At 71.3% G+C, this 12276-nt stretch carries 9 protein-coding genes; 4 read left to right on the forward strand and 5 right to left on the reverse strand.

The annotated features are described in order from the left end of the window. Nucleotides 1–15: 15 nt before the first annotated feature. From FHS23_RS10935 to FHS23_RS10945, 3 genes are all read left to right on the forward strand, one after another. Nucleotides 16–1206, forward strand: coding sequence for a ribonuclease D (locus FHS23_RS10935; RefSeq protein WP_246382069.1), 1191 nt, complete (start codon nt 16–18; stop codon nt 1204–1206). Nucleotides 1207–1461: 255 nt separating this feature from the next. Beyond that, on the forward strand, nt 1462–2664 hold the full coding sequence (locus tag FHS23_RS10940; RefSeq protein ID WP_343053819.1) for a thiolase family protein: 1203 nt from the start codon (nt 1462–1464) through the stop codon (nt 2662–2664). After that, nucleotides 2661–4769 carry a 3-hydroxyacyl-CoA dehydrogenase NAD-binding domain-containing protein gene (locus FHS23_RS10945; RefSeq protein WP_183652621.1) on the forward strand — a complete coding sequence of 703 codons (2109 nt, stop codon included), beginning with the start codon at nt 2661–2663 and terminating at the stop codon, nt 4767–4769. The genes FHS23_RS10940 and FHS23_RS10945 overlap by 4 nt, the downstream gene beginning before the upstream one ends. A 70-nt stretch (nt 4770–4839) precedes the next feature. On the opposite strand, the gene FHS23_RS10950 is transcribed toward FHS23_RS10945, so the two are convergent. The 5 genes from FHS23_RS10950 to FHS23_RS10970 form a co-directional block, all read right to left on the reverse strand. Further along, the gene (locus tag FHS23_RS10950) at nt 4840–6720 is read right to left on the reverse strand and encodes a C69 family dipeptidase (protein WP_221219322.1); all 1881 of its coding nucleotides are present in this window, start codon (nt 6718–6720) and stop codon (nt 4840–4842) included. 119 nt (nt 6721–6839) lie between these two features. Continuing rightward, nucleotides 6840–7976, reverse strand: a complete 1137-nt coding sequence (locus tag FHS23_RS10955) for a sensor histidine kinase (RefSeq protein WP_425501113.1) — start codon at nt 7974–7976, stop codon at nt 6840–6842. Beyond that, nucleotides 7977–8717 (reverse strand): response regulator, encoded by a 741-nt coding sequence (locus FHS23_RS10960; protein ID WP_183652624.1) that lies wholly within the window; start codon nt 8715–8717, stop codon nt 7977–7979. It abuts the gene before it with no gap. Between the two features lie 114 nt (nt 8718–8831). Next, nucleotides 8832–10748, reverse strand: a complete 1917-nt coding sequence (gene dxs, locus FHS23_RS10965) for a 1-deoxy-D-xylulose-5-phosphate synthase (RefSeq protein WP_183652627.1) — start codon at nt 10746–10748, stop codon at nt 8832–8834. A gap of 40 nt (nt 10749–10788) precedes the next feature. Next, nucleotides 10789–11511 carry a FadR/GntR family transcriptional regulator gene (locus FHS23_RS10970; protein ID WP_343053820.1) on the reverse strand — a complete coding sequence of 241 codons (723 nt, stop codon included), beginning with the start codon at nt 11509–11511 and terminating at the stop codon, nt 10789–10791. Nucleotides 11512–11721: 210 nt separating this feature from the next. Here FHS23_RS10970 and FHS23_RS10975 point away from each other — a divergent pair, with 210 nt between their 5' ends. Then, entirely contained in the window at nt 11722–12273 is a 552-nt protein-coding gene (locus FHS23_RS10975; RefSeq protein WP_183652630.1) for a gluconokinase, read from the forward strand. Nucleotides 12274–12276 lie beyond the last annotated feature (3 nt).

Below are 12276 nucleotides of genomic sequence, written 5' to 3' on the forward strand. Positions count from 1 at the left end.
GCTGCTGCGCCGGAGCTGCTGACCCGGCCCGTCGACGGCACCCCTCCGGTCATCGAGGACGCCGAGGCGCTCCGCGAGGCGTGCGACCGGCTCGCGGCCGGCAGCGGCCCCATCGCCATCGACACCGAGCGCGCATCGGGCTACCGCTACTGGCCCAAGGCCTATCTCGTGCAGATCCGCCGTCAGGGCGCAGGCACCGTGCTCGTCGACCCGATCCCGCTCGCCGACGAGCTGGCGCCGCTGGCGGCCGCGCTCGGCGACGCCGAGTGGGTGCTGCACGCCGCGTCACAAGACCTTCCGTGCCTGGCGGAGCTGGGCCTGCACCCGGCCGCGCTGTTCGACACCGAACTCGCGGGCAGGCTCGCCGGCCACGAACGCGTCGCGCTCGGCACCCTCGTCGAGAAGCTGCTCGGCTTCACCCTGGAGAAGGGCCACAGCGCGGCCGACTGGTCGCGGCGCCCGCTGCCCGACGATTGGCTCGACTACGCCGCACTCGACGTCGAACTCCTCGTGCCGCTCCGCGACACCCTCGAGGCCGAACTGGCCGCCCAGGGCAAGCTCGAGTGGGCCGGGCAGGAGTTCGAGGCCGTGCGCACGGCCCCCGCGGCGCCGCCGCGCGCCGAGCCGTGGCGGCGCACCTCGGGCGTGCACAAGGTCCGGACCCCACGCGGACTCGCCGCGGTCCGGGCGCTCTGGGAGGCGCGTGACGAGATGGCGCGCAAACGCGACCGCGCACCGTCTCGGGTACTGCCCGACAGCGCGATCATCAACGCCGTGCTCGCGGATCCGTCCACGCCGCAGCAGCTGCAGGCGCTGCCGGTCTTCGGTGGCCGTGTGCAGCGCCGCTACAGCGCCCACTGGCTTCGCCAGCTGGAGGCGGCCAGGGAGCTGCCGGCCGAGGAACTTCCCAGCACGTCGACGGGTGGCGACGGACCGCCGCCCGCCAACCGCTGGGGCGACAAGGACCCGGACGCCGCCGCCCGGCTGACCGCCGCCCGCACAGCGCTGACGAAGATCGCCGAGTCGCACACGCTGCCGGTGGAGAACGTTCTCCTGCCCGACCTACTGCGCCGCACCTGCTGGAGCCCGCCCGAGGACCGTTCCCCCGCGGGGGTCGCCGCGGCGCTCGCCGACGGCGGAGCGCGGCCATGGCAGGTCGAACTCGTTGCCGACGCGCTGAGCACCGCGCTGCACGCCACGGCCTGAGCACGGGCCGACCGTGTCGGCGTGTCCACCGACCGGCGGCCACCGGCCCCTCCGCCGCGGAGCCGCACCGGTCCCGAGCCGTACCCGACGTGGCGGCGTTCTCCCGCGCCCCGTGGAGTGACACACGGTGGGCGAGGCCACCCTGCGAAGCCACCGGAACCGCGACTACCATCGCGGTTACCGGCTGGTAACAACGCTGTACGGGCCGGCTTCCGAGTTTCCGACACCGCGAACATCACCTCCGAAGGAGCACCCGTGTCCGCACCCGCGCGCACCGTGGCCTTCGTCGACGGGGTACGCACCCCGTTCGGCAAGGCAGGCGACAAGGGCATCTACGCCAACACACGGGCCGACGATCTCGTCGTCAAGGTCATCCGCGAACTGCTTCGCCGTCATCCGGAGCTGCCGCCCGAGCGGATCGACGACGTCGCCGTCGCCGCTACGACCCAAACCGGTGACCAGGGCCTGACCATCGGCCGGACCGCCGCGCTGCTGGCAGGCCTGCCGAAGTCCGTTCCCGGTTTCGCCATCGACCGCATGTGCGCGGGCGCCATGACGGCCGTGACCTCGGTCGCGGGCGGCATCGCGTTCGGCGCCTACGACGTGGCCTTCGCGGGCGGCGTCGAGCACATGGGCAGGCACCCGATGGGCGAAGGCGTGGACCCGAACCCGCGATTCCTGTCCGACAAGCTGGTCGACCCGTCCGCTTTGGTCATGGGCCAGACGGCGGAGAACGTCCACGACCGCTACCCGGCGATCACCAAGCAGCGCTGCGACGCCTTCGCCGTCCGCAGCCAGGAGCGCTTCGCCGACGCCGTGAAGGCGGGCAAGATCGGCCCGGAGCTGGTACCGGTCGCCACCCGGCACCCGGAGCTGGGCTGGGACCTCGTCACCGAGGACGAACCGCCCCGTCCCGGAACCACGATGGAGAACCTCGCGGGCCTGAAGACGCCGTTCCGCCCGCACGGCCGGGTCACCGCGGGCAACGCGGCGGGCCTCAACGACGGCGCGACCGGCGCACTGCTCGCCGGTGAGGACACCGCGCACGAGCTGGGCCTGCCGGTGGGCATGCGCCTGGTCGGCTACTCGTTCGCCGGTGTCGAGCCGGAGGTCATGGGTGTCGGCCCCGTGCCTGCGACCGAGAAGGCACTCGCCCGCGCCGGACTGTCGATCTCCGACATCGACCTGTTCGAGATCAACGAGGCGTTCGCCGTCCAGGTTCTGGCGTTCCTCGACCACTTCGGCATCGCCGAGGACGACACCCGCGTCAACGCCTGGGGCGGTGCGATCGCCTGCGGCCACCCGCTCGCCTCGTCCGGCGTGCGGCTGATGACCCAGCTCTCGCGCCGGTTCGCCGAGCGTCCCGACGTGCGCTACGGCATGACGACGATGTGCATCGGTATCGGCATGGGCGGCACCGTCATCTGGGAGAACCCCCACTGGGAGGGCAACAAGTGATCACCGCAGAACAGGCGCAGAGCGCATTCCCCGACGAGGTCGTCACCCGTGCGGTGACCCGAGTCGTGAACGTACCCGGCCTCGACAAGCCGGTCGCCCTCATCACGATCGACAACGGCCACGACCACACCCGTCCGTCGACGTTCGGCCCGCAGAGCCTGGTGAGCCTGAACGCGGCGTTCGACGAGGCCGTCGCCGCCGACCCGGCCGCCATCGCCGTCACGGGCAAGCCGTTCGTGTTCGCCGTCGGCGCCGACCTGTCCGGCGTGGAGCAGATCTCGGACCCGGAGTTGGCGCGGCAGATCGCGCAGACCGGGCACGACGTGTTCCGCAGGTTCACCGAGTCGGAGATCCCGACGTTCGCGTTCGTCAACGGCGCCGTGATGGGCGGCGGGCTCGAACTCGCGCTGTCGTGCCACTACCGCACGCTGGCGGACAACGTCGCCGCGATCGCGCTGCCCGAGGTGTTCCTCGGGCTGTTCCCTGGCTGGGGCGGCACGCAGTTGCTGCCGAACCTGATCGGCCCGGACGCCGCGGTGACGGTGATCGTCGAGAACGCGCTGAACCAGAACAAGATGCTCAAGCCGAAGCAGGCCGCGGAGCTGGGCATCACCGACGAGCTGCTTCCGTCGGCGGACTACCTGGAGCAGTCGCTGCTGTGGCTGGCGAAGGTGGTCCGCGGTGAGGTCACACCCGCCCGCAGGGAGATCGACCGCGGCGGCGAGTGGGACGCCGCCATGGGCCGGGCGAAGGCCGTGGTGGCCGGCAAGACCAAGGGCGCCTCGCCGGGTGCGGAGAAGGTGCTCGAGCTTCTGGAACTGGCCCGCACCGCCGACCGGGACGCCGGCTACGCCGCCGAGACCGAGGCGCTGGCCGAGCTGCTGATGTCCGATTCGCTGCGGTCCGGGCTGTACTCGTTCGACCTGGTCAACAAGCGGGCCAAGAAGCCTGCGGGTGCGCCGGACAAGTCGCTCGCCCGGCAGGTCGGCAAGGTCGGCATCGTCGGCGCGGGCCTGATGGCCAGCCAGCTGGCGCTGCTGTTCGTGCGCAGGCTCAAGGTGCCGGTCGTGCTCACCGACGTCGACCAGGAGCGGGTCGACAAGGGTGTGTCCTACGTGCACGGCGAGATCGACAAGCTGCTCGAGAAGAAACGCATCGGTCCCGACGAGGCGAACCGGCTGCGTGCGCTCGTGTCCGGTTCGCTGGACAAGGCGGCGTTCGCCGACGCGGGCTTCGTCATCGAGGCGGTGTTCGAGGACCTGGGCGTCAAGCGGAAGGTCTTCGCCGAGGTCGAGGAGCACGTCGGCCCGGAGTGCGTGCTGGCGACCAACACCTCGTCGCTGTCGATCACCGCGATGGCCGCCGAGCTGCGACACCCGGAGCGGGTCGTGGGATTCCACTTCTTCAACCCGGTCGCCGTGCTGCCGCTGCTGGAGATCGTCCGTGGCGAGCGGACCGACGACGAGACGCTGGCGACGGCGTTCTCGGTGGGCAAGCAGTTGAAGAAATCGAGCGTGCTCGTCAAGGACGCCCCGGCGTTCGTGGTGAACCGGGTGCTGACACGATTCCTCGGCGAGGTGCTGGCCACGGTGGACGAGGGCACGCCGTTCGACGTCGCCGATTCGGCGCTCGACCCACTGGGTCTGCCGATGTCGCCGATGACGCTGCTGCAGCTGGTCGGCCCGCCGGTGGCGCTGCACGTGGCCGAGACGATGCACGAGGCGTTCCCCGAGCGCTACGGCGTGAGCGAGAACCTGAAGCGGTTCGTCGAGGCCGGCAAGTCGGCGGTCTGGCAGTGGGACTCGGCCGGCAACCAGACGGTCGATTCCGAGGTCGCGGAGCTGTGGCAGCAGGGTGATGCGCCGTCGACGGCCGAGCAGGTGCGCGAGCGGGCGCTGGCTGCCCTGGCCGAGGAGATCCGCATCATGCTCGACGAGGGCGTCGTGGCCGAGGCGCAGGACATCGACCTGTGCATGATCCTCGGCGCGGGCTGGCCGTTCTGGCTGGGCGGCATCACGCCGTACCTCGACCGTGCGGGCGTGTCGGAGAAGGTCGCGGGCAAGCCCTTCCTGGCTCCGGGCGTGGCGTCGGTTCCCCCGGCGTGAGGTGACGGCCGTGGTGGGGCCCGGGAGCGGCACGCTCCCGGGCCCCACCGTATAGGTCGTTATACGTCGATCATCCGCCTGAGTTCTGCAGCTGCGCCCATGCACGCTCGGCCTGCTTGCGCCAGCCGTTCCCGTCGCCGGGCGCCGCCTGCTCCATCGCGCGGAAGAACCGTTCCTTCGACAGCTGCGGCACGGGGAGCCCCAGCTTCCCGTGCCGGCCGGCGTACGCACCGTGTTCACGGGGGAAGTCGTCGAGCCCCTCGCGGTAGCAGAAGGCGATGCCGTCGGCGTCGCCTTCGAGGCCGCCGCCGCGGTTCATGCTCTGACTCTCCGGCCGCGCGGTCTCCCCCGGCAGATCGCGCCCCGCGGGCATGCGGATGCCGAACCGCTCACGCGTCTCGTTCTCGACGGCGCCGACCAGCCGGTCGCCCAGTTCCAGACTCGCACCGAGCCGGTCCCCGACGTACCGGGTCAGGTACTGCGCGGCCTCGTCCTCGCGGCCCGCGTCGTAGTGCCGGGCCGCCTTCGCCACGACACCGTCCTGTTCGGACAGCAGACCACGTTCGAATTTCTCGATCTCCGCGGTCACCGGCTTGTAGAACGCCTCGGGGTGTTCACACGTGTGGTACATCAACCGCTTGAACGTCCTGGTGGCGTACTCGGTCGCCTCGAGCGGCGCGTAATCGGCCGCGACGTGCGTCGACGCCGTCCCGCTGGTCAGGTACCGGTGCTGCTTGAACTCCGGCGGCACGTCCTCGGCTCCGATGTAGACGGGCACGTAGGGCGTCGTGACCGCGCCGGTGACGGCGGTCCACAGCGCGTTGAGGTTCTTGTTGTCCACGTCGGACAACTGCGCCACCTGCCCGTAGCCGGAACGATCGTGGGACCACCGCGGATCGCGTACGTAGGCGAGCATGTCCTCCAGCGACACCGGCGCGAGTTCGTCGGCCAGTTCACCTTCCAACTCCCCCTGCACGTTGGCACCCCATGGATGGGTCGGGCTCACTTCGCGCTCGTCGGGCTGCCAACCGCCGTAGACCGCCTGCGGGTCGAAGGTGTCGTGCTCGGCCGGATCGAACCAGCCCTGCTCCACCGCGTAGTCGATGAAGTGGTCGGAGGCGAGGAACTCGTCGGGCCGGTCCTGATAGTCCAGGGGCAGCGGATCGAGGTAGCCGGGGAAGGACACGCGGGTCTCGTCCGGACCGAGCCGCTCGGCGGCCCACAGTCCCTGGCTGCCGCCGTAGTTGACGAGCACCCAACCCTCGTTCTCGTCGGCGAACAGGTGCGAGTTGCCGCCGTAGGTCGAGTAGCCGTACCGGTCGATGAGAGCGCCGACGATCTCCACGGCCTCGCGTGCGCTCGTGGCCCGTTCCATGGCGATACGGGACAGGTCGCTGTAGTTCGGGCCGGTCTGCACCGCGTCGGTCTTCTCCAGCAACCGGTCGCTCGTCGGCGACCAGACATCGCGGGCCGCGACGCCGTGCTCGTTGAGACCGCCGTTGGTCAGCGGGGCCGGGAACCCTTCGAACTCGGAGTAGTTCGACGAGATGTACTTGGCCGTCCGGCGCGCCTGTGGGATCTCGGTCAGCTGCCCCGGGTACCCGGCGCGGTCGGTCACGCCGACCGTCGTGGTCGCACCGTCGGGGAACTCCCGGCTCGGCACGATCTCGAGCCAGTGGCTGGACGGCTCGTGACCGAACCCGCCGAGCAGGGTCGTACCGTCCTCGGTGAGGTTCTTGCCGACGTAGAACGCGATACTCTTCGTCGGCGCGTTCGGGCGCAGCACGCTGTCGCCACTCCCGGCCGCGGCGGCGTCGCCGGCCCGCGCGGGGTCACCGGGGTCGGCGGCGGCGCCGGGGACGACGAGCAGACCTGCGGCGACGAGCAGGCTCAGCGCCGCACCGGAGCCGCGCCGCCACGCCCGGCGATGCCTCGTTCTGGGGATACGCACGGCGTTCCTTCCTCTCGGGATCAACAGAGAGGAAGGTTAGCGACGATAAGGATTAAGACGGAAGTAATGGTACGGACGTGTGATTCTTCGCTGACCGGACACGGAAAGCGGACCGGTCGTCACGTCGCCGCGGGCAGGCGGACGGTGACCGACAGGCCGCCGCCCACGACTGGTTCGGCCGAGACCACGCCCTCGTGCGCCTCCGCGGCCGCACGCACGATCGACAGGCCGAGGCCCGCACCGTGCCGCGCCGTCCTGGCCACGCCCGCGCGGCGGAACGGTTCGAACAGTCCCGCCACCGTCTCCGGATCCAGCAGCTGCCCGGACGAGCGCACCGTCAACGTCGTCCACCGGTCGCCAGCCATCGTGGTGACCTCGATCCACCCGGCGTCGACGTTGTGGCGCACCGCGTTCTCCAACAGGTTTCCCGCCACGCGTTCCAGCAGCGCCGCGTCCCCGATCGTCAGCGCCGGAGCCAGCCGCAGGTCGACGTTCAGCTCACGTCGCCGCGCGTCGGGTTCGACGACGTGCCATGCCCGCCCCGCGACCTCGGCGACGTTGACCCGCTCGGTCAGCGCGATCCCGGCGCCGTCGGTGCGGGCGAGCAGCAGCAGCGACGTCACGAGCCGTTCGGCACGTTCGGTGGCGTCGCGCACGACACCCGCCATGCGGCGCAGTTCGGCCTCGTCGGCGTGCTCGTCGGACAGCGTGACGTCGAGTTCCGTCCGGATGACGGCCAGCGGCGTGCGCAGCTCGTGGCTCGCGTTGGCCACGAACTGCCGCTGCGTGTCGAACGCCGACTGAAGCCGGTCCAGCATCGCGTCGATGGTGCGCGCCAACTCGGCGAGTTCGTCCCGCGTGGACACCTCGCCGATGCGCTCCCCCATCGACTCGCCGGAGAGCCGCTGCGCCGTCCCCGTGATGTCGCGCAGCGGCTGCAGCACGCGCGAGGTGAACGTCCACGCGAGAATGCCCGCCGCGGCGACCACGAAGCAGAACGCGATACCCCCGGCGACGACGACCCGTTCACGCGCCTCGTCACGCAGGTGCTCGGCCAGGTCCTCGGCTTTGACGTGCACGCCGTCGACCTCGACGACCGTTCCCGGGGGCAGCTGCGGCACCCCGCCCACCGCGTCGCCGACGAGCGTCCAGGCCAACCACAGCAGCAGCGCGCTGACGGCCGCGACGAGCGCCGTCGCGAGGACGGTGATGCGGGCGCGCAGACTGCGCGCCGGAATACCCGTGCGCCGGATCACTTACGTCAGGGAACCGGACTCCGAGGATCCGCGCGCACCCGGGGTACCGCCGGCCTCCCCCGCGGCGTCCTCCGTGGACCCCGCGCCGGGCACGCGGTAGCCCGAGCCGACGACGGTCTCGATCACGCCGGGTTCGCCGAGCTTCTTCCGCAGCGTCATCACGGTGACGCGCACCGTCGTGGTGAACGGGTCGGCGTTCTCGTCCCACACGCGTTCGAGCAGGTCCTCGCTGCTGACGACGGCGCCTCCCGCGGACAGCAGCACTTCGAGGACGCCGAACTCCTTGCGGGTCAGGTCCACGGGCTCGCCGCCGCGGTGCACCGTCCGCCGAGACGGGTCCAGCTCGATGTCGCCCGCGGTCAGGACCGGCGGTGCGGCGGGCGTCGCACGCCTGCCCAGCGCCCGGACGCGCGCCACCAGCTCGGGGAACGCGAACGGCTTCGCCACGTAGTCGTCGGCGCCGAGTGAGAGCCCTTCGACCCGCTCGGAGACCGCGGTGCTGGCCGTCAGCATCAGCACCCTGGTCAGCTCGCCGGAACGCACGATCTCGCGACACAGCTCGTCACCCGGCATCCCGGGCAGATCGCGGTCGAGCACCACGACGTCGTACCGCGTCACCGACGCCTTCTCGTGTCCGTCGTCGCCGTCCAGCGCGACGTCCACGGCCATACCTTCGCGACGCAGGCCCCGTGCGATCGCCTCCGCGAGCGGGGCCTCGTCCTCAACTACCAACACGCGCACGTCAACTACCGTGCCACAGTTTTCTGAGAGATTCCTGATGCGCTCCTGAGCCCCGGCCGTGCCCACCGGCCGCACCCGCCCGGTCCACTTGGGACCGGACGAGCACTCGCCCGGTCAGGCACGGGGTGTCGGGTCCGCCTCGGCGTCGTCGCGGGAATCGCCGATGCGACCGGCGGCCCATTCGGTGACGGTGCGGGCCACGTCCTGCGCTGTCAGCCCGACGTCGGCGAGCACCTCGTCGCGCGATCCGTGCGCGTGGAAGGCCTGCGGCACGGCCAGATCGCGCAGCGGCACGTCGCAGTCGGCGTCCCGCAGCGCGGCCGCGAGCGCCGAGCCGACACCGCCGTGCCGCCCGCTGTCCTCGACGGTGACGACCAACCGGTGCCTGCGCGCCAGCGCGGCGAGCTCGCCGGGCACCGGCACGACCCACCGCGGGTCCACGACGGTGACACCGATGCCCTGGTCGGCCAGGCGGTTCGCAGCCTCGAGCCCCAGGCCCGCGAACGCGCCCACCGACACTAGGAGCACATCCTCGCGTTCGCTGTGGCGCAGCACGTCGACGGTGCCGAACCGCTCGGCCGCGGGCACCGACTCGACCACACCGCCCTTGGAGAACCGCAGCGCCGTCGGCCCGTCGGACACGGCGACCGCCTCACGCAGCTCCTCACGCAGCGTTTCCGCGTCGCGCGGCGCGGCGACCCGCATGCCCGGCACCATGCCCAGCAGTGACAGGTCCCACATGCCGTGGTGGCTGGGCCCGTCCGGGCCGGTCACGCCGGCACGATCGAGCACCAGCGTCACGGGCAGCCGGTGCAGCGCGACGTCCATCAAGGTCTGGTCGAACGCCCGGTTCAGGAACGTCGAGTACACCGCCACGACCGGATGCCGTCCGTCCATCGCCAGCCCGGCCGCCGAGGTGACCGCGTGCTGCTCGGCGATACCGACGTCGAACCACCGGTCCGGGTAGGCCTCCGCGAACGTGTGCAGCCCCGTCGAGCGCAGCATCGCCGCCGTGACCGCCACGACGTCCTCACGCTCGCCGCCGAGCCGGGTCAGTTCCTCCCCGAACACCGACGTCCAGCTCGGCCCTTTCGCAGGCGGCAACCCGGTCTCCGGGTCGATCGGGTCGGTCTGGTGCATCTGGTCGGCCTCGTGGTTGACGGCCGGTTCGTAGCCGTGGCCCTTCTCCGTGGCGACGTGCACGATCACGGGGCCGCCGAACGTCTTCGCGCTCTGCAGGGCCTTCTCCAGTGCGACGACGTCGTGGCCGTCCACCGGGCCGAGATACTTGAGCCCGAGGTCGGAGAACATGACCTGCGGGGTGAAGGCGTCCTTGATGCCGGCCTTCGCGGCGTGCAGCGCGGTGTAGATCGGCTTGCCGACCACCGGGGTGTGCTGCAGCAGTTCGCGACCCCCGTCGAGTATCCGCTCGTACGCGGGGCGCAGCCGCAGGGCTGAGAGGTGTTCGGCGATCCCGCCGATGGTGGGCGAGTACGACCGGCCGTTGTCGTTGACGACGATCACCACCGGCAGGTCCGGCTGCGCGGCGATGTTGTTGAGCGCCTCCCAGCACATGCCTCCGGTGAGCGCACCGTCGCCGACGACCGCGACCGCGTGCCGGTCGGTGTCACCGGCCAGCCGGAAGGACTTGGCCAGCCCGTCGGCGTACGACAGCGCCGTGGAGGCGTGGCTGTTCTCGATGTGGTCGTGCTCGCTCTCGTCCCGCGCCGGGTAGCCCGAGATGCCGCCACGCCGCCGCAGGCCCTCGAACTCGCCCGCGCGCCCGGTGACGATCTTGTGCACGTACGACTGGTGACCGACGTCGAACAGCAGCGGGTCGCGCGGCGAGTCGAACACGCGGTGCAACGCGAGCGTCAGCTCGACGACGCCGAGGTTGGGACCCAGGTGCCCGCCGGTGCGGCGAACGTTGTCGACGAGGAACGTCCTGATCTCCTCCGCCAGGGCTCCGACCTGCTCGGGGTCCATCGCCTTGAGATCCGCCGGCCCGTGCACGGACTCCAGCAACGTCACTCTCCACCTCATTCGCCGTCGGTTCCCGGTGCCTGACCGCTCAGTCTAGAGAGGGATCGTCGACCCCGAGCGGTGCCATGGCGTCACGCACCTCGCCGAGCAGGTCGCGCATCGCCTCCTCGGCCTTGCGGTACTGCCCGGAGGAGACCGCCGCAGCGACGTTCTCGTGAGCGTCCAGCGCCTCGGGCACCGGCTGCTGCGGCATCAACCCGAGGCGGGTCCTGCCCCGCAGCACGACGGCGACGACATCGGCCAGCGCGGCGAACATCTCGTTACCGCTGGCCTCGAGCAGCAGCGTGTGGAAGGCGATGTCGGCGTCCAGGAAGTCCGCCAGCAGACCGCGTTCGCCGAGCCCGCGCAGCCGCGCGCCGAGCTCGACGATGCGCGTGCGCTGTTCGGCCGAGGCGTAGTAGGCCGCCGCCCCCGCGGCGAGGGGTTCGACGGCGATGCGGAGTTCGGTGAGCGAGCGCAGTTGGGCGTCGCGTCCGCTGCCGGCGAGCCTCCACCAGATCACCCTGGGATCGAAGACGTTCCACGACGCGGCGTCCTGGACGGTGATGCCGACCCTGCGGCGCGAGGTGACGAGCCCCATGGATTCGAGGATGCGCATCGTCTCCCTGGCAACGGTCCGCGAGACGCCGAACCGCCCCTGCATCCCCTCGAGGGTCAGCGTGTCCCCCGGCGCGAGCTCGCCCTCGGTGATCTCGCGCCCGATGGCCTCCAGTACCGCGCCGTGCCTGCTCTCGAACCCCGCCCTGCTCACGACCGTCCAGGCTAGCCGCGGCCGGCGGGCCGTGGGGGCGACCCGCCGCGACGGCGGTCACCGTCACACCCGCGGCGGCCCGGTTCGGAGGGGGCCACGACACCGGTCCCGCAATGGTGTTACCTTTCGACCCCAAACGTAGTATCTTTCAGCGCGACACGGCGCCTCGTCCGCGGGGCCCACGCCGCGCACGTTCACCGAGGAGCGCCCATGCCAGCCACTTGTCTCGTGGTGATGGGAGTGTCCGGCGCGGGCAAGAGCACGATCGCCGCTCGCCTCGCCGACGAGCTCGGCTGGCCCATGGCCGAAGCCGACGAGTTCCATCCCGAGGCCAACATCGCCAAGATGTCGGCCGGTACTCCCCTTACCGACGCGGACCGCATGCCGTGGCTCGAGGCACTGCGAGCGTGGATCGACCGCCGTGACGAGGCGGGCGAGAGCGTCGTCGTGACGTGCTCGGCGCTCAAACGGACCTACCGCGACGTCCTCCGCGGTTCCGTTGCCCGGGTGCGATTCGTCCACCTGCGCGGCTCGGTCGACACGGTGGGCGGGCGGCTCTCCGGCCGCTCCGGCCACTTCATGCCGCCCGCACTGCTGGAATCCCAGTTCGCCGATCTGGAACCCCTCGACGAGGACGAGGACGGCGTGGCGCTCGACGTGTCCGCCGATCCGGACGCGATCACGAGCGCCGCGCTCGACCGTCTCGGGCTCCGGCCCGACGGTTCCGCCGCCCCGGAGCCGGACCCGCACACGCCACGCTGAACA

The sequence above is a fragment of the Prauserella isguenensis genome (genome assembly GCF_014191605.1).
GTDB lineage: Bacteria > Actinomycetota > Actinomycetes > Mycobacteriales > Pseudonocardiaceae > Prauserella > Prauserella isguenensis.